We start from the raw sequence: 23,500 nt of genomic DNA, 5'->3' as shown, positions 1-23,500 counted from the left end.
CGGGCGGCATTCGACTGGTCCTCAGCCATGAACCAGTTCGCGATTCTGTTTGGAGAGCGTTTTACCAACGCACGCGGGTAACTCCGCTAACCGCCTCGCACACAAAAATGCGGACAGGTTCCCGCACAGGGGCAACGCTAATAGACCACTAACAAAGCAAGGAAAGGCCAAAAGACCAACCCAAACAGACCACTAACAAACCAAGGAAAGGCCAAAAGGCCAACAACAGAATGGACCACTGACACAACAAGGAAAGGCCAAAAGACCAACAACAGAACGGACCACTAACAAATCAAGGAAAGGCCAAAGAGCAAGACCAAAAAACAAACCCGCCGAACAGGCAAAAAACCACCCCCTACACCCCACCCGCCGCGCGAGCGGCCTCATCAAACCGCCGATTCGCCTCAGCCACGTCAGCCCTGAACTGCTGCAACGCACTGACAGCCAAATCCACCGGCATTAACGCCGCCCACAAAACATCGATCAACTGATCCGCGGTAGCGTCAATATCAATATGCCGATTCGCCAAAGTGGCATCCCAAAGCACATGTTCCATCGGCCCGAACACCATCGACCGGAGCAGCCTCAGTGGCATGTCGGCGCGGATCTGCCCAGTCTCCTGGCCTCGTGCCAGCACCCGCATCAACGGCGCCGTGTAGCGCCGCTGCAATTCGGTCAGCGCCTCACTCAACTCATGATGCCGGGCCCGGCCCTCGGACAACACCAGGGCGCACAGATCAGTGCCATTAACCAGCATCAGCCGCAAATGCGTGCGCACAATAAATGCAAACTGCTGCCGCACCGTGCCGTCACGCGGCAACCCGGATTCGATCGCTTCAATGATCTCGTCGTACCAATCGCCGATCACCCGCGCGCATAACTCGCGCTTGCCGCGGAAATAACTGAAGACAGTCGCCTCGGAAATGCCCAGGCGCTGCGCAATCTCCGCCGTCGTCGCGCGCTCGTAACCCTTCTCGGAGAAGACGTCGCGTCCCGCCTCCAGAATCTCCTTCACGCGCTGCTGCGACTTGCGCCCGGCCGGTTGGCGGCGCGAGGCAGGTAACTCGGCCTTCAAGGCAACCGTCATATGAGTTAAGTTCAGTTTTGTGGGGCAGATAGCCCCGGTAGCGACAATATTATCACGCTATAGCCTCGCCACAAGACCAGAGAATGCGGGCAGGCCAGTTTCTGAGTGTTACTCAAAATACCTATTGACGCTTACGTAAATCTAGCGTGAAATGCGGCTTGAACATTTCGCGCCTCGTGCAGGACGGTGCTGGCAGCGCAGAACGCCCAGAAGGCCGCCGCCGTCCGCTGAGCCGCACTCGGACCAGCCGCGCCTACCCAGGCTGAGCGGCCGCCAACGAACTCTGGAGACACCGCAATGAGCAACCTGCCCGGTTTGCAATTCCCGCTCGGCGAAGAAATCGAAATGCTGCGTGACAGCATTGCAGGCTTCGCCGCCAAAGAAATCGCCCCGCGTGCCGCGGAAATCGATCGCACGGATCAGTTCCCCATGGACCTGTGGCGCAAATTCGGCGATCTGGGCGTGCTCGGCATGACGGTCTCGGAGGAATACGGTGGCGCGAATATGGGCTACACGGCGCACATGATCGCGATGGAAGAAATCTCGCGCGCGTCGGCATCGGTCGGACTCTCGTATGGCGCTCACTCGAATCTGTGCGTCAACCAGATTCATCGCAACGGCACGACGGCGCAAAAGGAAAAGTATCTGCCCAAACTGGTGTCCGGCGAGCACGTCGGTGCACTCGCCATGAGCGAGCCGAACGCGGGCTCGGACGTTGTCAGCATGAAACTGCGCGCGGACAAGAAGGGCGACCACTATGTGCTGAACGGCACCAAGATGTGGATCACCAATGGCCCGGATTGCGACACGCTGGTCGTCTACGCGAAGACCGATCCTGAAGCGAATTCGCGCGGCATCACCGCGTTTATCGTCGAGAAGGGCATGAAGGGCTTCTCGGTCGCGCAAAAGCTCGACAAGCTTGGCATGCGTGGGTCGCACACCGGCGAACTGGTGTTTCAGGACGTCGAAGTGCCGGAAGAAAATATTCTCGGCCAGTTGAACGGCGGCGTGAAGGTGTTGATGAGCGGCCTCGATTATGAGCGCGCGGTGCTCGCCGGTGGTCCGACCGGCATCATGGTCGCGGTCATGGACGCAGTCGTGCCGTACATCCACGATCGCAAGCAGTTTGGTCAGCCGATCGGCGAATTCCAGCTCATTCAAGGCAAGGTCGCCGATCTGTACACCACGCTGCAAGCGTGCCGCGCGTATCTCTACGCAGTCGGCCGTCAACTCGATACGCTCGGCAAGGAACACGTGCGCCAGGTGCGCAAAGATTGCGCGGGCGTGATTCTCTACACCGCTGAAAAGGCGACGTGGATGGCCGGTGAGGCGATCCAGATTCTCGGCGGCAATGGCTATATCAACGAGTACCCGGTCGGCCGTCTATGGCGCGATGCCAAGCTCTATGAAATCGGCGCGGGCACGAGCGAAATCCGCCGCATGCTGATTGGCCGTGAACTGTTTGCCGAGACGGCTTGAACCAAATTTTGCATGGGACCAGAGTCAGCGCTATAGGAGCAGCGTAAGCGCTTTGCGACCAGAGTCGGCGCTAATGCGTCAACTCTGGTCAACGCGCTAACTGTGGTCGACACCGGAGAAGCCACGCAATGCCGATCATCGAATCAAAGCTGAACCCGCGCTCGGACGACTTCCGCGCCAATGCGGCGGCGCTCGAAGCGCTGGTCGCCGATCTTCGCGCGAAGATCGAGAAACTCGCACTGGGCGGCGGGCAAGCTGCGCGCGACAAACATACGGGCCGCGGCAAACTGCTGCCGCGCGACCGGATCGAGAAACTGCTCGATCCGGGTACGCCGTTCCTCGAGTTCTCGCAACTTGCGGCCTATGGCATGTACCACAACGACGCGCCCGGCGCGGGCGTTATCACGGGCATCGGCCGTATCGCGGGGCAGGAGTGCGTGATCGTCTGCAATGACGCAACCGTCAAAGGCGGCACGTACTATCCCATCACCGTGAAAAAGCACGTGCGGGCCCAGGAGATCGCCGCCGAAAACCATTTGCCATGTGTCTACCTGGTCGACTCGGGCGGGGCGAATCTGCCGAATCAGGACGACGTGTTCCCCGATCGCGATCACTTCGGCCGCATCTTCTTCAACCAGGCGAATCTGTCCGCGGCGGGCATTCCGCAAATCGCCGTCGTGATGGGTTCGTGCACGGCGGGCGGCGCGTATGTTCCCGCCATGAGCGACGAGTCGATCATCGTCAAGAATCAGGGGACGATTTTTCTGGGCGGCCCGCCGCTGGTCAAAGCCGCAACCGGCGAAGTAGTGAGCGCGGAAGACCTGGGCGGCGGTGACGTGCACACGCGGCTTTCGGGCGTGGTCGATCATCTCGCGCAGAACGATGCGCATGCGCTGGGCATTGCGCGCAGCATCGTCGGCAATCTGAATCGCACGAAGCAGGTGCCGGTGGCGTTGCAGGAGCCGAAGCCACCGCGTTATGACGTCAAGAGCATGTACGGCGTGATTCCCGTCGACACGCGCAAGCCGTTCGATATTCGCGAAGTGATTGCGCGCATCGTCGACGATTCGGCTTTCGACGAATTCAAGGCCCGTTACGGCACCACGCTCGTCTGCGGCTTTGCGCATATCTGGGGGCATCCGGTCGGCATCATCGCGAACAACGGCATTCTTTTTTCGGAGTCGGCGCTCAAGGGCGCGCACTTCATCGAGCTATGCTGCCAGCGCAAGATTCCGCTGGTGTTCCTGCAGAACATCACGGGCTTCATGGTCGGGCGCAAGTACGAAAACGAAGGCATCGCACGTAACGGCGCGAAGATGGTGACAGCGGTAGCTACGGCGAAGGTGCCGAAGTTCACGGTGATCATCGGCGGGTCGTTCGGCGCCGGCAACTACGGCATGTGCGGCCGTGCGTATTCGCCGCGTTTCCTGTGGATGTGGCCGAACGCGCGCATTTCGGTGATGGGCGGCGAGCAGGCGGCGTCGGTGCTGGCTACGGTCAAGCGTGACGGCATCGAAGGCAAGGGCGGTTCGTGGAGCGCCGAGGAAGAAGAGGCGTTCAAGCAGCCGATTCGCGATCAATACGAACACCAGGGCCACCCGTACTATGCAAGCGCGCGTCTGTGGGACGACGGCGTGATCGATCCGGCGCAAACGCGCGACGTGCTCGGTCTGGGCCTCTCCGCGACGATGAACGCGCCGATCGAAGACACGCGTTTCGGCGTGTTCAGAATGTGACCAAACGCTACGCGCAGGAGCTGCAACGATGCAATACGAAACGCTGAATCTCGGTTTCGCCGGGCAGATCGCCACGGTTACGTTGAATCGGCCTGACGTCCGCAATGCGTTCAACGAAACCATGATCGCCGAGGTGACGTCGGCCTTCACGGCGCTCGATGCTCGCGACGACGTCCGCGCGGTGGTGCTCGCCGCGCACGGCAAGGCGTTCTGTGCGGGCGCCGACCTGAACTGGATGAAGAAGATGGCCGCTTACTCGGACGCGGAGAACCGCGCCGACGCGATGCTGCTCGCCAACATGCTGGCGTCGATCTATCGCTGCAGCAAACCTGTGATCGCGCGCGTGAACGGCGACGCGTACGCGGGCGGCATGGGTTTGATCTCGGCGTGCGATATCGTCGTCGCGGTAGAGAGCGCACGTTTTTGCCTCTCGGAAGCGCGTCTTGGCCTGATCCCGGCGACCATCGCACCGTACGTGATCCGCGCGCTGGGCGAGCAGGCGTCGCGCCGCTACTTCACCACCGCCGAGCAGTTCGATTGCGCGACGGCGTATCGCCTCGGTCTCGTCAGCGAAGTGGTGAGCGCGGAGCAACTCGACACTACCGTGCAGCAGATCGCGCAAACGCTTTGCGCAAACGGTCCGCAAGCGGTGCGTGCCTGCAAGCAGCTGGTGCAGGACATCGCCGGGCACGAGTTGAACGACGCGATGATCGAAGACACGGCGGCGCGCATTGCGCGTACGCGCGCCGGGGCGGAAGGCCGCGAAGGCGTTGCATCGTTCCTTGAGAAGCGTACGCCGTCCTGGCGCAGTTGAAGCATCGCGAAGGCACCTATTCCGAGGCTCAGGCAGGCCTCCACCAGAACACCCCGGCCCCCGACGGGACACGTCGGGACACTTCGGGACAATCACCGAGACACCTCATGTTCAACAAGATCCTGATTGCCAACCGCGGCGAGATTGCATGCCGCGTCGCCGCGACCTGCAAGCGGCTCGGCATCGCGAGCGTGGCCGTGTATTCCGATGCGGACGCCAACGCGAAACACGTGGCCGCCTGTGACGAGGCGGTGCACATCGGCGGATCGACCGCGGCGGAAAGCTATCTGCGGGTCGAACGCATCATCGAAGCCGCGCGCGCCACTGGCGCACAGGCGGTGCATCCGGGCTATGGCTTCCTGTCGGAAAACGAAGACTTTGCGCATGCCTGCGAAGCGGCCGGCATCGTCTTCATCGGACCGCCGGTCGAAGCGATCGCCGCGATGGGCTCGAAGGCGGCCGCGAAAGCGCTGATGCATGCGGCTGCCGTGCCGCTCGTGCCGGGCTATCACGGCGACGATCAGGATGCGCAACTGCTGCATCGCGAAGCCGATGCGATCGGCTATCCGGTCTTGCTGAAGGCGAGCGCGGGTGGTGGCGGTAAAGGTATGCGGGTCGTCGAACGCACTGAGGATTTCGCGGCGGCGCTGGCATCGTGCAAGCGCGAAGCGGCCAGCAGCTTCGGCAACGATCGCGTGCTGATCGAAAAATATCTGACGCGGCCACGTCACGTGGAAGTGCAGGTCTTCGCGGACCGTCACGGCGGCGCGGTGTATCTGTTCGACCGCGATTGCTCGGTGCAGCGGCGTCACCAGAAGGTGCTCGAGGAAGCGCCGGCGCCGGGTTTGTCGGCGGAGATCAAACGCGAGATGGGCGAGGCGGCCGTGGCCGCCGCGCGCGCGGTGAATTACGTCGGGGCGGGGACGGTCGAGTTCATCATGACCGGCACCGGCGATTTCTACTTCATGGAGATGAACACGCGTCTGCAGGTCGAGCATCCGGTCACGGAAATGGTGACGGGGCAGGACCTGGTGGAATGGCAACTGCGCGTTGCCGCCGACGAACCGCTGCCGCTCTCGCAGGAACAACTGAAAGTCGACGGGCACGCGATCGAAGCGCGTATTTACGCCGAGCACCCGGCACGCGGTTTCCTGCCGTCGACGGGTACGCTCAAGCATCTGCGCATGCCGGAAGGCGTCGAATTTTCGATCGGTGAGCCGGGCCGCAAAGCCTCGGTTCGCATCGACAGCGGCGTGCGTGAAGGCGATACGATCACGCCGTTCTACGATCCGATGATCGCCAAGCTGATCGTTCACGGCGCGACGCGTGAAGAAGCGCTCGCGCGGCTGAATCGCGCGCTCCGGGCCTGCGAAGTGGTGGGGCCGCATACCAACGTCGAATTCCTGCAACGTATCGTCACGAGCGAACCGTTTGCAACGGGCGATCTCGATACGGGTTTGATCGAACGTCATCACGATGCCTTGTTCGCGCCGGCCAGGAAGCCTTTCAAGGAGGCCCTGGCGCTCGCCTGCGCCGCGTTGCTGACGCGCGAAGGCGGCAGCGCGCATGGCGCGTCGCCGTGGGATGCGCTATCGCACTGGCGCCTGAACAGCGGCTACACGCAGACGCTAGGCTGGCGCGACATTGACAGCAACCGCAGCGCAAACGAAAGCGACAGCGTCTTCACGGTCACGTTTGCCCGCGACGGCGCCACGCAAACGCTCGAACACGATGGTGTGCGCGAGAACTTCACGTGGTCGGGCGGCACAGGCGAGCACGAATACCGTGCGACGATTGGCGACGCGCGGGTGACAGGGCGCGTTTTCATCGACGCCGACACGTTCCACGTGTTCTGCCTCGGCGAGGCGCTGGCCTTCGAGTGGCAGAACCTGCTCGCGCATGCCGCGGATGCCGAAGGCGGCGAAGGCCGTTTGACCGCGCCGATGCCGGGTAAGGTGATCGCGGTGCTGGTCGAACCAGGCACGGTGGTGGAGAAGGGCACGCCGCTGATCGTGATGGAAGCGATGAAGATGGAGCACACCATCGGTGCGCCGGCGGCAGGCACGGTGTCGGAAGTGCTGTATGCGGTCGGCGATCAGGTCGCCGATGGGGCGCAGCTTCTGGTGCTGGACGTAAGCTAGTAATCCAGCCCGGAGGCGCAGAAGGCTTAAACGAGGCGCACGTAACCGTTAGCGCGCGCTTCGTTTTCGAGTTGCTCGATCCGTTCGTAATCCGTCAGCGGCAACGTGGAAAAGCCCTTCAAACGCAAGCGTTTGGCGCGCTCGGGCTGAGTGCGGTGTGCTTCGCTCAGGGCCTCGCGCAGCGTCTCGATCGTTGCGGACGGCACGTTGCCGGAGGCGATCAAAGGCAAGCCCGGCGACGCCGCCGTCATGCCGATTTGCCGAACCCGTTGCGCCAGTTCCGGCAGCTCATCGCAGACAAACGCGAATGTCACGCAGTCGATCGCGGCGATGTCCGCGCGATTTTCCACGACCGCGCGCAATGATCCGAGATGCGAACCGGTGCGCAGGACAGCACTGAAAAATGCGCCGTTGCGGGCAAGCGGCGCCACCGCGTGGCGAAATACATTCATGCCGCTATTCGAATCGTCCTGATTGTAGGCCGCCCGTGCGCCGCGGCACGCCGCGAGCGAATCGAACGGCGCATCGACCCGCGTGACCAGTACGCTCGAATAATCCGCGCCTTCGCAGCCCGGCGCATCGAATTGCGGCGTGGCGACTAGTTGAACCTGCTCGTTCAATCCATGCATCAGGGGATAGCCGCAGGTTTGCGAGAGCAGTACGTTAGGGCGCCGCCAGAAGCCGTGCAACTCCTCGTCGGGCTCGACGATGCGGCAGGCCGGCTTCACCCTGCTTAAGACGTCGCCCAGCCAATCGCGCCACGCAGTCGCGAGCGCGGGCGTCACGTTGTACATCGGCAGGGCGGCGATCCAGGTCATGACGCAATTCTGGCATATCTAATGTCTGACCATTCGGAATTCGTCGAGCCCCAGGCGCACGGGCTCGCTCTGTTTGAATGGCCATTTACACTCCACCACTTTCAGTATCTCGAGTTGCGCGGCCTCGAACGCAACAAGCAAATCGCGGCGCCGCTTGCTTGCTGCGCCACAATAGGTCATCAGTGCCTCGGCGCTGACCTCGAAGATCCGCACCCGATCGTCAAAACAGACCCGGAACGCGACGGTCGCGCATTCTGTGACACAGGGCCTGAATCCTTCATCGACATATACCGACATCGCCATCTCCCGCCACCTGCCCGAGTCATCACGGTGACAGGGCGTGAGCTTCCGGTCTGTGGGAAAACCGGCATTTGAGGGTAAAAGGGCACGGCGAGTACCAGGTCGCGAGACACCTTGAGCCGAATGGGGTTTCCCGGCTCGTGCACGTATATACACCAGAACTCAGCGGGCTTTCGCATCACCGCGACCTCTCCGCACAAACCCTGGTTTAACCCGCGTTCCTCGCGGATTGCCGCTTTGTGCTGCCGCTCTTCATTTTTTGCTTCCCACATTGTGTCTCGACGGCATGTTGCTGCGCGGGCCCTGCGCTGGGCCGGTCGTGCACACGGTGGCGCGTCACGCGTTGCCGATATGCGCTAACGGTCGCCTTTCTGGGCGCTTAAAGTAAATCGCATCGTGCAGACCGCCTCGCAATGCAGGCCGGGCAACCGCAGGTACCGGCGGCGCAGCTCGATGTACAGCATTAAACCGGCATTAGGCACGGCGAGTCCGCTCCCGGCCAGACGAGGGTACGCGACCTGGTGCTCCGATCGATTAATTTTGCGCGCTTTGATGATGCAACGCGCCAGCAGGAAATACGATGCACATTGACGAAACCGCTACGTACTACACGGCCACGAAAAAATACGAGCTGAGCTTCCCGTCGCTGGAGGAGGATATCCAGGCCGATGTGGTCATCATTGGAGGGGGCTTTTCGGGCATTCATACCGCGCTCGAACTGGCTGAGAACGGCGTGACAAACACCGTCGTACTCGAGGCCCGCTACCTGGGTTTCGGTGGAAGCGGTCGCAACGGCGGCCAGGTAATGGCGGGAATCGGCCATGACCTCGATGCGATCAAGAAGGATGTCGGTGAAGAGGGACTGCGTACCATTTTCGCACTCAGCGATCTCGGCCCGCAGATCATGCGCGAACGCATCGAGCGATACAACATCGACGCCGACTTTTGCAGTGGTTACGGGTATCTGGCCTACAACGCCCGCCAGGCGAAAACGCTGCGCAGTTGGGAAAAGGACTTCAAGTCGCTCGGCAGCCAGCACGAAATCCGCTACGTGGAAGGTGCCGACGTCAAACAGATCATCGGATCGGATGTCTATCACGCAGGCCTGCTGCATATGGGCGGCGGGCACGTGCATTCGTTGAACCTGCTGCTCGGCGAAACGAAGGCGGTAGCGGAAATTTACGGCGTGCGTATCTTCGAGTACAGCCCGGCACTCCAGATCACCTACGGCGACATGGTTCATGTGCGCACCGCGAAGGGCAGCGTCAGGGCCAGCAAGATCGTCTGGGCATGCGATGGCTTCATCAACGGACTCGAGCCGGAACTGCACAGAAGCACGATCAATGTCTACGCGTTCAACTCCATGACGGAGCCGTTGAGCGACGAGCTGATCGAACGTATCAGTCCGATTCGCGGTGCGTACAGCGATATCCGGCCGGTCATTAATTACTATCGCGTGACGAACGAGAATCGTTTGTTGTTCGGCTCGTCCACGGCGCTCATCGAGCATATGCCGAGTGACCTGAAAGAGTGGAACCGGCGGCTAATGCTCGAAGTCTTTCCCTATCTTAAGGACGTCAAGATCGACCTGGCCTGGGGCGGCCCGATGGCCACCACGCTCAATCTTTTTCCGCAGATTGGCACGCTGCCGGACCGGCCCAACGCGTTCTTTGTGCAAGGCTATTGTGGATTCGGCGTCACGCCCAGCCAGATCATCTGCAAGATTCTGGCAGAGGGCATTCTGGACGGCTCGGATCGCTACCGTCTGTTGAGTTCGATTCCGCGGGGGAGCATCCGGGGCAAGGATCAATATCGAGCGTTCCTGGTCTCGCTCGGTAAAGTGATGCACCAGACGTCGGGCTACTGGCATGGCCGGCGTTGATTTCTTCTAATTCGCTAACTGATTGATAAGGAGTACCAATACGTGAGTCTTACCGCGATTCAACACGGCATCAAGATTTCCGAACTCGACGCCTGGGGAAAACTGAGCGACCTCGGCGGCCAAATCCTCGAAGGGGGCGATGTCGCGGCGTTCGGCAGAATGACGCACGGGGCGCCGACTGATCCTGTTTCGGCGGCGTATTTCGGAACCACCAAGGGCAAGTTCCGGCTCGTTTACCCGTTCTCGGAGCAGGCGACGGTGGTCGAGGGCGAGGTCCGCATTACAGACGAGTCGACGGGCGAAACCCGTAGCTTCAAGGCTGGCGATTCGTGGTTCGTTGCGAAGGGGACGTCGACGGTCTGGGAAGTGGTCTCGGACGGCTTCGTGAAGCATTACCTCGCATTCGTCTGAACGCCGCGCGCCATACCGGCGCCATGGTACCGAGCCGCGCGTGTCGGGCGCCGGTTCGGTCGAACGATGCCAGTTACTTTGCCCGTGAATACCGGCGACTCTTCGGCGAATTGCCTTCGCAGACATCGCGCAAGGGCTGAATCCGCTCACGTGCCACTGTTGCCGATGCTAGCGCGAACATCTTTTGCGACAGACGCATGACATTTTCGCGCTGGGGCTCGCTGGGGCGCATTTCTGCCACAGTTGACGGCGATCTATTTGCGGGCGTCCTTATCGGCGTAATGGGTTTCTCGACCGATGTGGTGGACCAGGAATTCCATAACAGCCTTGATCGCAGGCGTACGGCGCAGGTCGGGGTAGGTCACCAGCCAGAGCCCGGTTTCGGGCGGCTCGGATCCAATGTCCAGTCTGACCAGTTCAGCGTCGTTGTCGCCGATCATCGTGGGCAGAAGTGCAACACCCACGCCGTTGCGCGCGGCCATCTGCTGCCCGGTCGCATCGCTCGCTTCGAATACGATGGGCCGCTCGTCGATATTTTTGCGCAGCCACTTTTGATGTTTCACATGATCCAGCGACGAGTCATAGACGATGAACTCCCATTGCGCGGAAGGGCGAGCCGCATAGGCACGGCTGGCATATAGACCAAACCGGATTGTGCCTATGCGCCGTGCAACGAGACTGCCTTCCTCGGGCTTGACCATGCGAACAGCAATATCCGCGACGCCTCGGTCCAGTGGTGCTATGTCGGGCGATCCCTCCATCACGATCTTCAAGGCCGGATGCGATTCACGGAACGTGCGTATGTGCGGTGCGATGCAATAGTTACCCACTGTAGGCGGCACGCTGATACGGACCGTGCCGGACAGCGTGGACGACGCCCGCAGCGCGTATGTTTCAATTGTCCCGGCGCCTTGGGCCATGGATCGGGCGAGCATGGCGATGGCCTTTCCGTCCTCGGTCAAACGGGTGCTGCGGGGGAGCCGGTGAATCAGTTTCAGTCCGAGCGCCGACTCCAGAGACGTTACACGCCGCCCCACGGTGGCGTGTTCGACTGACAGTTTGCTTGCCGCGCCCGAGAGCGTCCCGGTGTCCGCAAGTACCAGAAAGTACTGCAAATCTTGCCAGTCGAACATAGCGATTTTTTAACAGAGTTTGTGAACCGATGAGGAATTCCCAGGCGACCACGGTAAGTCTAGTCTCGTTTGTGGCGGTCGACTGAAGACCGTTCACGGACTTAGGAGAATCTGACATGCTCTACGAACTGGTTACCTTGTCGTCGCATATTCTGAAGCTGCCGGAGGTGATCGCGAACGCGGAAGCCTACCTCAATCATCCCGAAACCACAGGTTGCCGGCTCGGCGCATGGACCTCGGAAAACGGGCGGCTAGGGAGCGTGCGCATTCTGCGAGGGTTCGCCGATGCCGAGGAATTGTCTCAGGAAAGAACGCGTGCGTTACATCACGCGAACCCGTTCGGAGCGGCAGGCAGCACCTGTACGATCGAGATGGAGAGCTACGCCGGCTTTCCTTTCCTTCCTCCCGTCGAACCGGGTTCGTTCGGCAGGTACTACGAGTTCCGCACCTACTGGCTAAGACCAGGCGGACTCGTGCCTACTATGGCGGCGTGGCAGGCCGCGATGCCTGAGCGGTCAAAACGCTCCCCTCTGACCGTCAATATGTACGCGCTTGACGGCGTGCCGCGCATCACGCACATATGGCCCTGGGAAAGCCTGGATGAACGCATCGCGATACGTGCAAAGTCTTTCGCCGATGGAATCTGGCCACCCGTAGGCGGCCCCGAGAATTTCTATGAGGCGACGTCCACGATCTGGATACCGACGATCAATTCGCCACTGCGGTGACATGGATTCTGTTGCGATCCCGCGCCGTAGCGCTCGTATCGATCAATTTTCTTCGGCGAGCTTTGCTGCGGCAAAACCGTTCACTGGTGCGTCAGCAGCGTCGCGTAGATCATCGAGATCACGCCCGCGTGTTTCCGGTGTGAAATAGGTCGTTACCACGCCGATCAAACTAAGAATCGCGACGTAGCTGGCAAGCGGAATCCACGCCAGAAGCGTCCCTTCGTGTCCACCCCAATGCACCGTCGCCCAGGCGATGATGGATGCGCCGACGAGCGGCGCCACGCCGCCTGCGATGACGGCCGACACTTCGCGTCCCACCGCCACGCCGGCATAGCGATGCTGCGCGCCAAAGAGCTCCGGCAGCAACGCACCCTGCGTCGCGAACATGCCCCAGACGCCGGCCAGCGCGACGCATAACATCGCAATGCTTGCCGTAGCGTTGCCGAGGCTCAGCACCCACCAGGTCGGATAGGCCAGCAGCAATTGATAAAAAGCGAAGGCGCGATAGACGGCGATGCGTCCGAACCGGTCGCTCGCCATGCCGGCCAGCGGAATGATGATCGCCCCCGAGGCGCCGGCGAGCAGCAGGGCGATCGGGCCGATCTGGCCTTTGAGGCCGGTCGCGGTCGCGATGTAGCTGATAGCGAGTGATTGATAGATCGACGAACCGCCGTTCTCGGCCATGCGCATGCCGATGACTTTGAGGAGCGTCGGTTTCGAATGCCGCATGAGGTGCTTCAACGGATTCTCGTTGACCTCGCTTCGCGCTTCGAGTTTGGCAAACGACGGCGACTCCTTGAGCTTCAGCCGGATCCAGATCGCCACCGCAATGATCACAGCGCTCAGCAGGAACGGTACGCGCCACAGCCAGCTTTGCGAAAGGTCTTCGACGCGGACCAGCGCGAAGTAGATCGCAGCCGCCATCACGGTGCCGAGCAACACGCCCATGAACGGCAACGCGGCGAAATAGCCGCGCCGTTTGGCCGGCGCGTACTCCGCCATCAACACGGCGGCGCCTGCCTGTTCGGCGCCGGCGCCCAGTCCCTGCAGCAAGCGGCACCCCACGAGCAGGATCGGCGCCCAGATGCCAGCGGACGCATAGGTGGGCAAAACGCCGATGAGCGTGCTGGCGATGCCCATCAAAAGGATCGTCGCCATCAGAACGAACCTGCGTCCGTAACGGTCGCCGAGCGTGCCGAAGATGATGCCGCCCACCGGCCGGATGGCGAAGCCGAGAAAGTACGCGCCGAAGCTCGCGATCAGTCCGATGGCCGGCGTGCTGGACGGAAAGAAGAGCGGCCCGAAGATCAGCGCCGACGCGAGGTTGTACAGCGCGAAGTCATAATATTCCAGAGCGCTGCCGAGCGACGCAGCCCATGCGGCACGATACAGGTCGGCGTTTGTGACCTCGTGCTTGCCGCCATTGGCGCGCGCGCCGGTGGTATGACCTGGACTGCGTGGGTCCATTGCAACGGTTTGCTGGTTTTTCATCTTGTCGTCTCCTCCAATCGGGAATGCCATCCGGTCACTCATGACCCGAATGCTCCTCTAGCCGACGCGTGCAATCTCGTCGAGCAAGGCCGTGCTCATCGTATCGAGCGGCGCGGGCTTGCCCGTGTAAAGCTCGATCTGACCGCAGAATTGATGCAGCAGCATCCGCGTGCCATCGACGACGCGGCATCCAAGCTCAGCGGCGTCGCGAATCAGCTTGGTGCGCACGGGGATAAACGCCGCATCCATGATGAACAGATGCGCCGCAAGTTGTTCGGGCTTCAGCGGATTGACGTCGGGCGCGCGGAAGCCGGCGGCTGTTGCATTGACCACGCCGTCGAACCCGGCCGCATCGAAATCGTTCAGATCGCCGCCGAAAGCAAGGCCGAAGTGGTGGGCGAGTTCTTCTCCACGCGACGCGGTGCGGTTGAATACCGTGATCTCCGCACCGGCGCGCCGTACGCCCCAGGCGATTGCGCGCGCCGCGCCGCCCGCGCCGAGCAGCGCGATGCGGCGGCCCGGTAGCAAGGTTACTTCTTCGAGCGCGCGCACCGCGCCTGTGCAGTCGGTGTTGTAGCCGGTCAAGTGGCCGTCGCGGTTGTCGATCGTATTCACGGCGCCGATTTCGCTCGCCGTTTCGTCGAGCGCGTCGAGGTAGGGAATGACGGCCTGTTTGTGCGGCATCGTCACATTCAGGCCGCGAATGCCGAGCGTGCGCATCGCGTTGATCGCACCGGCGACATCCTCTATACCGAAGCTCACAAATGTATAGTCGACGCCGAGCGCCTGATAAGCCGCGTTGTGCACCTTGACGTTGAACGTGAATGGCTGGCCGGCGAGCGAGCCGCATAGCGTCGGAATCGAGTGAGGCATGAAGCGCATGGGCTATTTCCCTGTTGTGTTCAGTTGACGATGGTCAGCGCGGGGTCGTACGAAGCGACGAAGGGCCGCCCGTCAGCGCAATGCGCTGCCCGGTGTCCTGCAGATGGCCGCCGTTCACCGCAAACATGGCGAGCTGCTTCTCGACGTTGAACTGCACGATCAGATGCTTGCTGTCGGCGGTAAACACGATGCCCTGCGCAGCTTCGCCACCCGGCGCCTCGGACATCTTTACGGCCTGGCCGTTGCGGATCGCGAACAGAAGCACCTTGCCGCGCGCATGGCGTCCGGGGTTGTCCGGCGTCAGGTTCGAGCCGTCCATGGCCTGTACGCCGATCCACTTGCCGTCGGGCGAGATCGCCACGCCCTCGGGCAGCGACGGCACCGCGAAGTGCTGCACCGCGCGGAACGGTTCGTGCGACACGTCGATGAGCGTGATCGCGTCGGCGTCGCCCGCGAGCGTGCCCGCGTAGCCGGGCAGGCCGGCGAGACCGACGTCGCTCACGACGGCCCATTTACCGTCGCTCGATACGTCGACGGTGTAGGGCGCCACGCCACTCGACAGACGTACGCCGCTGTCGGTGACATGGCCGTCCGCAACATTCAGCACGGCGACGCCTTGCTCGTCGCGCAGTGCAACCAGCGCATGCCTCGCGTCGTGTGTGAAGCTCACGCCGGCCAGACGCTTCTGGCCGATCTTCAGCGTATCCGCCAGCGTCACGCGGTTTCCGTCTATGCCGAGCACCACCACGCTACCGTCGACGCACGCGACGAGCGCAAGTTTTCCGCTGCGGTCGATGGCGATGCCCTGCGGATGGCTGCCGATCTCGAGTCGGCTAACAGCGGGCGGCGACGCGTGCAGATCGACGACCTGGACAAAGGAATCCATCAGCAGCTTATTGGCGGCGTGGCCATAGCGGGTAGGCGCGCCGACCAGCGCCACGGCGGCGTCTGGCGTGACCGCGACCGCCTGCGGCGGTCCCTGAATACCGTTCTCCACCTCTACCTGAAGCTTGACCTGCGGGGGAAAGCGGCTGGCGTCGAGAAGCGTGAGCGTGTCGGGTTGAGCATTGGCCGGGTAGGTATCGCGCCCTTCGACACGCTGATACTTGCCGTCATTGCCCGAGACGATCCAGTCCGCGGCATGTGCGGCGCATGCCGCGAATGCGATTGTCAAACCGGCGAGCGTTTGCGCGCCGCGCGTCCGGCTCGCGATGAATGAGTGCATGTCGATGTCTCCGATCTTTTGTTTGTGGCGTATTGCCGTGCTGGCCGGCGTTTACCGGACTGCACTGCGTGCCCAGTGAGGCAGCCCGTAACCTTGAATGCCCACAAGTTCAACGCAAGTGCAGCAAACGCGCCAATAGTCTTTCGTGACGTTGTTATCATGATTCGTGATAACAAGCGACCGCTTGCGGAGAGACACCATGGAATTGAAGCACCTGCGCGCGTTCGTGGCACTGGCTGAAGAGCTGCATTTCGGCCGCGCGGCGCAGCGTCTATGTATCGTGCAGCCCGCGCTGAGCATGCAGATCAAGGCACTGGAAGAGGAACTGGAGGTGCGGCTCTTCGAGCGCGACCGGCATAACGTTGCGTTGAGCGACACCGGGCGGCTCTTTCTGCCCGAAGCGCGCGCCACGCTTCATCAGGCGATGCGCGCGGAGCAGACCGCGAGGCTTTCCGCGCGTGGGGAGATTGGCGTGCTGCGCATTGCGTTCGTGTCGTCGGTCCTGCCGAAACTGCTGCCTGATCTGATCCGCAGCATGCACGCACGCTATCCGCTCATTACGCTGGAGTTGAAGGACATGACGACGCCGGAGCAGATCGCCGCCTTGCACGGCAACAAGCTCGACTTCGGCCTGATACGCATGCCCGTGAGCGGCGCAGGACTCGAAACGCGCATTGTGCTCGAGGAATCGTTCGTGGTGGCGGTGCCTGAAGATCACGCGCTAGCCGCGAAGCCCTTGATTCATCCGACCGATCTAAGCGGCTCGCCCGCTTTCGTGCTCTCGCGGCGATACGCGCCCGGTTTTTACGACGAGATGCTGGTCGCGCTGACACAGCAGGGCGCGGTGCTCGACATCGCCCAGGAGTTGGGCGAATTCCCGACCATGCTGGCGCTGGTGGCGGCGGGACTCGGCATCGGCGTTATTCCGGCTGCTGCGGCGCTGGCTTTGCCGCCCAAGGTCGCCGCGCGTCCGCTCGATCTTCCTGGTCACCGTACCGGCATCGGTCTTGCGTACACGCGGCTCGATAGCGCGGCGAAACGTGTGCTCTTCGAAGTGATGATGCAAAGCGTCGGAGATGCATCGGATAACTGATGATCGTCGCCGAAAAACGACGACCTTGGCAAAGCGAGTTCGCTTTCTTCATCACCCGATGTTGCCCGGCCGTCGCTGCAACGTGACAGTGCCATCGTGTCAGATGTCGCCAGCCATCATTTCTGTAAGAAGTGGTTGATCGACTATCGTGCCGTTAGCTCGCGTCAGTGAGGCCGCCAACGCCAACAATGGGACGACCCGACGCTGCTTCTTCTGCGCATGGTTCTGTGCAATATCGGCAAGGCGGTGCGCCAGAAAGGGATTGAGCAAGCGTTCGCGAACCTGTGCGACGTAGGCCAGCGCATCATCCCCCTCACCGAGGAGATCGAATACCGGCAAGACCTCCTGTTGCCAGACCTTCTCCAGTTCCGCGCGCAGGGCAGGGTCGTTCATCGCACCGCAGACCGTCTCTTCAGCCGCCCGAGCGTCGCGTAACCAGCGCTCGGCGAGAAAGGTATGCCCGAGATTCAGCAGGAACAGCTTGCGTCGCTCGAAATGGTGAAGATTGTCAGTGAGGACGATCGAAGGATGGACGCAGGGCACCTGCAGTCGCGGCTGCTTTTCTATCGCCCACAATGCATATGGTTCGGCTATCGCGCCCACGGGCCGGATCGGCTCCGACACGATCCGGTCGACCAGCGAATTGGCCCATACGCAATGTTCCGTCAGATAGCGGATAAAGTCGTCGGGCATGTGCCATTGCAACGCCAATTCCGCGGCAATGCCTCTTAACACTTCACCGTTTTTCTCGATCAGCTCGCAAGGAAACAGCGATAGCGGTGCGTCGGGCCGGTTTTGCCAACGCGTGTGCAAGAGGGACAGCAGTCTGGCGGGGAAGCTGTGCGGTACGCGGCTCGGGTCAGCGAAAGCGCGAGCGTTGTCGCGTTCGTCGAGTCGATAGCCCTGGTCTCCCGTGTTCGAAATAATGATCTGTACAGGACCGGAGATCGCCTCGCGCAGCAGAGCCCAATCCTTGCGGACGTGCACGGCCTGGCGTATCGCGCGCCCGGTCAGCGTCGCGTCAATCAGTCGACCCGCGTGCAGTCCGCGTACGTGGACCGGATAGCCGCTGCCGTTCGCGAGCGCGGCGATGCGCGCGGCGCTGTCGGCGTTTTCTGTGGTCTGAACCACGGTAATGCCGCCTGGCGCCGCGCCTGGTTGGCCGGACTCGAGCGCCTCCGAGACGAACAGATCGACATGCGCCTGCAGGAAACGGCTCGTGCCAAATTGCAGAATGGGTTGTGTGAGCGGTGCGTCCGGTGCCTGGTCTTCCTCATGCGAAGGGCGCATCGCTAACATTCCACGATAGCCTTCACGACACCGCCGGCAGGATCGAGCAGTGTTGCGAAGCGAGCAGGGACATCGGCTAGCGCGAGTCTGTGCGTGTTCAGCGCACGGTCCGGGATATGGCCGGCGCGCATCGCCTCAATGACCGTTTCGAAGTCCTCGAGCGTCGCATTGCGGCTGCCGAGCAGGGTGGCTTCGCGCTTATGGAATTCTGGGTCGGAAAAACTGATCGTGTCGGCCACGATGGAAACGAGTACATACCGGCCGCCATGGGCGATGAATTGGAAGCCGCGCTCCATTGCCTTGGGGTTGCCGGTCGCGTCGAACACCACGTCGAAGAAGTCGCCCTCCGTCAGCGCCGACAATCGCGCGTGATCGCCGTCGCCAATCTGCACCGCTGCGGCGGCGCCCAGATGTTGCTCGCAGAAATCGAGCCGGTCCGCACGCGTGTCGAGGGCGGTCACCGTCGCGCCGCGCAGTCTGCAGAAGGTCAGGACCGCCATGCCGATCGGCCCCGCACCGACGACGAGCACGCGTTCACCCTGCTTCACGTCGCCGCGCCTGACCGCATGCGCGCCGATTGCAAGGAACTCGACCATGGCCGCCTGATCGAGCGTGATGCCTTCGGCCTTGTGGACGAACTGCGCGGGTACGCTCAGGTACTCGGTGAACGCGCCGTCTCGATGCACGCCCAACACCTGGATATTCATGCAGCAATTGGTTTTGCCGCGACGGCACGCGATGCATTGACCGCACGACAGATACGGCATCACGAAGACCTGGTCGCCGGCTGCCAGTCCGCTGCGCGGCGGCGCCTGTTCGACGATGCCGGACAACTCGTGGCCCATCACGCGCGGATAGGCCAGATAAGGCTGGTTTCCCGTGAAAATATGCAAGTCCGTCCCGCATACGCCAACACGCTTGACGCGCAACAGCACGTCGTTTTCTCCCGTTTCGGGTTTGGGTCTTTCCTGTGCGCTCAGCGTTCCTGGCGTCTCGCATATCACGGTTAGCATAGCAATCCTTATTTCGTCGCCGGTTCGAGCGGCGCAGCGTTAGTTCGGGTACATCTTGCCGCGGCAGCCGGGCGCGCATTCGATCGAGCCGCCCGGTTCCGCCTGGACGATCAATACAGCACGTTCTTCGCTTCGGGTTTGTCGATGTTGTCTTTGGTCACCATCACGACGCCGGTGTCGAGGTTCTTCGACACGGGCTTCTTCTCGATCAGATTGACCACCGTTTTCACGCCCAGCTCGCCCATCTGGTATGAACCCTGCACGGCGGTGGCGGCAAGCGTGCCGTCCTTGACGAACCCCTGCAGGTCCTGATTGCCGTCGAAGCCGATCGCGACCACTTTGCCGGCTTTGCCAGACTGCTCGAGCGCGCGGCCCATGCCGACCGCGGTGGGCTCATTCGCGCCGAAGATGCCTTTCAGATCGGGGTTGGCGGTCAATGTGTCGGTAGTCTGATTGAGCGCCGTCGCCATCTGCGAATTCGAATAGAAAGGTCCCACCACCTGCAGTTGCGAATGCGCCTTCAGATAATCGCGGAACCCGCCGACCCGGCCGATTTCCGAGCCCGCGCCGGCCACGTAGGACATGATCGCGACCTTGCCGGTCTGGCCGACACGATCGATCAACGCCTTCGCGCAGAGTTCGCCGGCCTTCTTGTTGTCGGTCGAAAGGAACGACTGGTAATACTGCTTGCCGGAATCGGAGAGCGCCGAGTCGATGATGACGACCGGAATATGGGCTTCCCACGCCTTCTTGACGGCCGGCACGAGTGCGTCGGGGTCGGACGGAGCCAGCACGATGCCGGCCACCTTGCGATTCACCGCGTTCTCGACCATGTTGACTTCGTCGGCAATGGCGGTTTCCGCCGCCGGGCCCTGGAAGGTCATCGTGTAGCCCTTGAGCTGACCCATCGCGGCATTCGCGCCCTTCTGCACGTTCTGCCAGTAGTTCGAACTCGACGTCTTCACGATAACCGCGATCTCGCCGCCGGCGGCGCGGGCAAGGCCGGTCGCCAGCATCAGCGTGGCGGCCAGCAGGCTTAGTTGAAATGTGCGCATGTCTCTACTCCTGTGAGGATTTGTTGTCGTACATGGACTTCTCGGCGCTGCGGACCAGCCGGTCTGAAGCGCCGATGGATTTCACCGGCGATTGCGGAGCTGGTCGATCCAGACAGTGCCCAGAATCACCAGGCCGATGATGATTTGCTGAATGAAGCTGGATACTCCATTCATGTTCAAGCCGTTGCGCAGAATGCCGATCACGAAAGCGCCGATCGCGGTGCCGGAAATCGTGCCGACGCCGCCCATCAGCGAGGTGCCGCCGATCACCGCGCTGGCGATCGCGTCGAGTTCGTACATCACGCCTTCGTTCGGCTGCGCGGTGAGCAGCCGTGACATCAGCACGCAGCCAGTCACGCCGGCAAGCGCACCGGAGAGCACATAGGTGAACATCGTCACGCGCGCCACATTGACGCCGGACAGCCGGGCCGCTTCGGCGTTCGAGCCCACCGCATAAATATGCCGGCCGAGCGTGGTGCGGCTCAGCATGATCGACACGGCGATGGCGATCACGATCATCAGCAGCACGGGGTAGGGGATGCCTGGAAACTTCACGTCCGGAAAGCCGTCCGCCCCAATCGTCTCGATCCTGAACAGCGTGCCGTTGCCAAGCACGCCGAAGGCTTCACCCAGCCCCGACACCGGGCGTGCGCCGGTGATTTGCAGTGCGAGGCCACGCGCCACGAGCATCATGCCGAGGGTGGCGATAAACGGCGGCAGGCGCATGCGCGTCACGCACAGACCGTTCACCGCGCCGCACAGGGCGCCGACCACGATGCCAAGCAGCATCCCTACGGTGACCGGCATGCCGGCCTTCACCGCGAGGGCCGCCACCACGCCGGCAAGCGCGAGCACGGAACCGACCGAGAGGTCGATGCCGCCGGTGATGATCACGCAGGTCGCGGCGACGCCAAGATAGGCGATCGAAGTGACCTGCAACGCGACGGTCATCGCGTTGTCGACGGTATGGAAGGCTTCGCTGGTGGAGGAGAACACCAGGATCATCACAATCAGACTGGCGAAGGCGGCAAACTTCTGGATCAGATCCTTGCGCCGTTCGCTGGCGAGCGAAGGGCTGGGACGTGTAAGCGTGCTCATTGCGAAGCTCCCGAGGTGTCCGAAGCGCCGCTGCGTCCGGAGGCGTAATGCATGATTTCTTCCTGTGTCGTCTGGCGGGTCTCGAGGATCGTCACGAGCTCGCCCTCGTGGAAAACGGCCACGCGATCCGTCATGCCGAGAATCTCGGGCAGTTCCGAACTGATCATGACCACGCCGATCCCTTGCGCCGCGAGCTTGTCGAGCAGTTCGTAGATTGCGAATTTGGCGCCGACGTCGATGCCGCGGGTGGGCTCGTCGAAGAACAGCACGCGCGAGTCGCGAAACAGCCATTTGCTGATGACGACCTTCTGCTGGTTGCCGCCCGACAGGTTGCGCGCGATCTGCCTGACGCTCGGAGTGCGTATGGCGAGGGCGTCCACGTAGCGCTTCGCAACGGCGGCCTCGGTTGCGAAGCGGATAAAGCCCAGCCGGTTCGACACCGCAGCCATGTTTGCCAGCGTGATGTTGCTGGCGACGGGCATGTTGAGCGACAGGCCGTTGGCTTTGCGGTCTTCCGACAGGTATGCAATGCCGCGCCGGATCGCGTCGATCGGCGAGCGGATCGCGAGGGTCTCGTTGCCTAGTTTGACCGTGCCGCTGTCGGGCAGGTCGGCACCGAAGATCGCGCGCGCCACTTCGGTACGGCCCGCCCCCATCAAGCCGGCGAAACCGAGAATTTCGCCGCGCCGCAATTCGAAGCTGACGGGTCCGAAGACATTCGCGCGCGTTAATTGATCGACCGACAGCAAGACCTCCCCGGTCGGCACGGACGTGCGCGGCGGAAACTTGTCTTCGAGCGAGCGACCGACCATGCGGGCGACGACCTTGTCGATGGTGGTCTCGCGAAACACGTCTGTCGACACATAGCGTCCGTCGCGCATGACGGTGACGCGGTCGACGATCTCGGTCATTTCATCGAGCCGGTGCGAGATATAAATGATTCCGACACCGGCGCGTTTCAGCTCGTGAATGATCCTGAAGAGCTGGCTGGTTTCCGTTTCCGTGAGCGACGATGTCGGCTCGTCCATGATCAGCACTTCGGCGTCCAGCGACAGTGCCTTGGCAATTTCCACCATTTGCCGTTGTGCGACCGGGAGCGTGCGCACGACCGTTCCCGGCGCGATGTCGACGCCGAGCCGGTCGAGGCAGCGCTGCGCATCGGCGCGCAGACGCGCCCGGTCGACGAACACCCCGCGGCGCGGTTCACGGGCAAGAAAGATGTTCTCCGCCACTGACAGGTGCGGCACCAGGTTCAACTCCTGGTGAATGATGGCGATGCCCGCGGCCAGGGCTTCGAGCGAGGAAGCGAAACGGCATTCCCTGCCCTTATAGACGATGGAACCCTCGTCCGGCGCGTACTGGCCGCTGATGATTTTCATCAGCGTCGATTTGCCCGCGCCGTTTTCGCCGCATACGGCGTGCACCTCGGCACGCCGCAAGTCGAAGCTGACGCTGTCGAGTGCGACTACGCCCGGGAAGCGCTTGGTCACGCCCGTGAGTCGCAATAACTCGCCGTTCTCGTCAGGCCGTGACGAGCGAGCGGGCGCATCGGCAGCCGGGGCGTTTGCCGGTTCGGACGTCGATACACGCGCGGACAGGGCAGACGTCCGATGTTCGCCCGGAGCGACTGCGAGGCGGGCATGACCAGAATGCGGGCGTGCCGAAAGAGCGCGGCGCGGCGCGGGCCGTGTTGAGAATTCCAGCAAGGCTGTCTCCAATTCGTGACGCCGCCGGCGGGCGGGTACGTGGTTTTGTTCTTCGCGAATCGAACCCGCAACCGCTGCGGCAGCGAACGGTGGGGGCAAATTGATCATAGATACATCG

The 23,500-nt window shown here is 62.1% G+C and carries 20 protein-coding genes; 8 read left to right on the top strand and 12 right to left on the bottom strand.

Annotated elements, in window-relative coordinates:
• Positions 1 to 355 precede the first annotated feature (355 nt).
• A complete protein-coding gene (locus AC57B6_RS21500) occupies positions 356 to 1,087 on the bottom strand; it encodes a TetR/AcrR family transcriptional regulator (RefSeq protein ID WP_028645872.1) in 732 nt (243 codons plus the stop codon).
• Between the two features lie 297 nt (positions 1,088 to 1,384).
• On the opposite strand from AC57B6_RS21500, the gene AC57B6_RS21495 reads away from it, so the two are divergent.
• The 4 genes from AC57B6_RS21495 to AC57B6_RS21480 all read left to right on the top strand — a co-directional run bounded on the left by AC57B6_RS21495 (position 1,385) and on the right by AC57B6_RS21480 (position 7,257).
• Entirely contained in the window at positions 1,385 to 2,566 is a 1,182-nt protein-coding gene (locus tag AC57B6_RS21495) for an isovaleryl-CoA dehydrogenase (protein ID WP_106356306.1), read from the top strand.
• Between the two features lie 128 nt (positions 2,567 to 2,694).
• Positions 2,695 to 4,302, top strand: a complete 1,608-nt coding sequence (locus tag AC57B6_RS21490) for a carboxyl transferase domain-containing protein (protein ID WP_028194802.1) — start codon at positions 2,695 to 2,697, stop codon at positions 4,300 to 4,302.
• 28 nt (positions 4,303 to 4,330) lie between these two features.
• On the top strand, positions 4,331 to 5,116 hold the full coding sequence (locus AC57B6_RS21485) for an enoyl-CoA hydratase/isomerase family protein (protein WP_496422062.1): 786 nt from the start codon (positions 4,331 to 4,333) through the stop codon (positions 5,114 to 5,116).
• Positions 5,117 to 5,223: 107 nt separating this feature from the next.
• Positions 5,224 to 7,257 carry an acetyl/propionyl/methylcrotonyl-CoA carboxylase subunit alpha gene (locus AC57B6_RS21480; RefSeq protein ID WP_028194800.1) on the top strand — a complete coding sequence of 678 codons (2,034 nt, stop codon included), beginning with the start codon at positions 5,224 to 5,226 and terminating at the stop codon, positions 7,255 to 7,257.
• A gap of 26 nt (positions 7,258 to 7,283) precedes the next feature.
• Here the strand turns inward: AC57B6_RS21480 and AC57B6_RS21475 are convergent, their stop codons facing one another.
• Together AC57B6_RS21475 and AC57B6_RS21470 are read right to left on the bottom strand one after the other, a co-directional pair.
• Complete coding sequence (locus AC57B6_RS21475) at positions 7,284 to 8,075, bottom strand: phosphate/phosphite/phosphonate ABC transporter substrate-binding protein (RefSeq protein WP_028194799.1); 792 nt, start codon at positions 8,073 to 8,075, stop codon at positions 7,284 to 7,286.
• Between the two features lie 18 nt (positions 8,076 to 8,093).
• Positions 8,094 to 8,372, bottom strand: a complete 279-nt coding sequence (locus AC57B6_RS21470) for a DUF1488 family protein (protein ID WP_028194798.1) — start codon at positions 8,370 to 8,372, stop codon at positions 8,094 to 8,096.
• Between the two features lie 583 nt (positions 8,373 to 8,955).
• Here AC57B6_RS21470 and AC57B6_RS21465 point away from each other — a divergent pair.
• Positions 8,956 to 10,257, top strand: a complete 1,302-nt coding sequence (locus AC57B6_RS21465; RefSeq protein WP_496422061.1) for an NAD(P)/FAD-dependent oxidoreductase — start codon at positions 8,956 to 8,958, stop codon at positions 10,255 to 10,257.
• A 42-nt stretch (positions 10,258 to 10,299) separates the two neighbouring features.
• The gene (locus AC57B6_RS21460) at positions 10,300 to 10,668 is read left to right on the top strand and encodes a cupin domain-containing protein (protein ID WP_028194796.1); all 369 of its coding nucleotides are present in this window, start codon (positions 10,300 to 10,302) and stop codon (positions 10,666 to 10,668) included.
• Between the two features lie 254 nt (positions 10,669 to 10,922).
• Here AC57B6_RS21460 and AC57B6_RS21455 read toward each other — a convergent pair whose 3' ends face one another.
• Positions 10,923 to 11,801, bottom strand: a complete 879-nt coding sequence (locus AC57B6_RS21455) for a LysR family transcriptional regulator (RefSeq protein WP_281664353.1) — start codon at positions 11,799 to 11,801, stop codon at positions 10,923 to 10,925.
• A 116-nt stretch (positions 11,802 to 11,917) separates the two neighbouring features.
• On the opposite strand from AC57B6_RS21455, the gene AC57B6_RS21450 reads away from it, so the two are divergent.
• The gene (locus AC57B6_RS21450; RefSeq protein ID WP_028645876.1) at positions 11,918 to 12,529 is read left to right on the top strand and encodes an NIPSNAP family protein; all 612 of its coding nucleotides are present in this window, start codon (positions 11,918 to 11,920) and stop codon (positions 12,527 to 12,529) included.
• A 42-nt stretch (positions 12,530 to 12,571) separates the two neighbouring features.
• Here the strand turns inward: AC57B6_RS21450 and AC57B6_RS21445 are convergent, their stop codons facing one another.
• The 3 genes from AC57B6_RS21445 to AC57B6_RS21435 are packed head-to-tail and all read right to left on the bottom strand — an operon-like array spanning position 12,572 to position 16,127.
• Positions 12,572 to 14,062 carry an MFS transporter gene (locus AC57B6_RS21445; RefSeq protein WP_496422060.1) on the bottom strand — a complete coding sequence of 497 codons (1,491 nt, stop codon included), beginning with the start codon at positions 14,060 to 14,062 and terminating at the stop codon, positions 12,572 to 12,574.
• Positions 14,063 to 14,077: 15 nt separating this feature from the next.
• A complete protein-coding gene (gene aroE, locus AC57B6_RS21440) occupies positions 14,078 to 14,902 on the bottom strand; it encodes a shikimate dehydrogenase (protein WP_252890356.1) in 825 nt (274 codons plus the stop codon).
• Between the two features lie 34 nt (positions 14,903 to 14,936).
• Positions 14,937 to 16,127, bottom strand: coding sequence for a YncE family protein (locus tag AC57B6_RS21435; protein ID WP_496422059.1), 1,191 nt, complete (start codon positions 16,125 to 16,127; stop codon positions 14,937 to 14,939).
• Between the two features lie 199 nt (positions 16,128 to 16,326).
• Here AC57B6_RS21435 and AC57B6_RS21430 point away from each other — a divergent pair, with 199 nt between their 5' ends.
• A complete protein-coding gene (locus tag AC57B6_RS21430; protein ID WP_496422058.1) occupies positions 16,327 to 17,220 on the top strand; it encodes a LysR family transcriptional regulator in 894 nt (297 codons plus the stop codon).
• Between the two features lie 99 nt (positions 17,221 to 17,319).
• Here the strand turns inward: AC57B6_RS21430 and AC57B6_RS21425 are convergent, their stop codons facing one another.
• The 5 genes from AC57B6_RS21425 to AC57B6_RS21405 form a co-directional block, all read right to left on the bottom strand.
• On the bottom strand, positions 17,320 to 18,510 hold the full coding sequence (locus AC57B6_RS21425; protein ID WP_496422057.1) for a mannitol dehydrogenase family protein: 1,191 nt from the start codon (positions 18,508 to 18,510) through the stop codon (positions 17,320 to 17,322).
• A gap of 2 nt (positions 18,511 to 18,512) precedes the next feature.
• Positions 18,513 to 19,523, bottom strand: coding sequence for a zinc-binding alcohol dehydrogenase family protein (locus tag AC57B6_RS21420; protein ID WP_252890352.1), 1,011 nt, complete (start codon positions 19,521 to 19,523; stop codon positions 18,513 to 18,515).
• A 110-nt stretch (positions 19,524 to 19,633) separates the two neighbouring features.
• Entirely contained in the window at positions 19,634 to 20,578 is a 945-nt protein-coding gene (locus AC57B6_RS21415; protein WP_028194789.1) for an ABC transporter substrate-binding protein, read from the bottom strand.
• 81 nt (positions 20,579 to 20,659) lie between these two features.
• Positions 20,660 to 21,676, bottom strand: coding sequence for an ABC transporter permease (locus AC57B6_RS21410; protein ID WP_028194788.1), 1,017 nt, complete (start codon positions 21,674 to 21,676; stop codon positions 20,660 to 20,662).
• Positions 21,673 to 23,181 (bottom strand): sugar ABC transporter ATP-binding protein, encoded by a 1,509-nt coding sequence (locus tag AC57B6_RS21405; RefSeq protein ID WP_496422056.1) that lies wholly within the window; start codon positions 23,179 to 23,181, stop codon positions 21,673 to 21,675. The genes AC57B6_RS21410 and AC57B6_RS21405 overlap by 4 nt, the downstream gene beginning before the upstream one ends.
• Positions 23,182 to 23,500 lie beyond the last annotated feature (319 nt).

The sequence above is a fragment of the Paraburkholderia sp. BGA-UO-ETr-F12 genome, assembly GCF_059567945.1.
The sequence above is the reverse complement of the archived record's forward strand: the minus strand, read 5'-3'. Positions and strand labels throughout refer to the sequence as shown.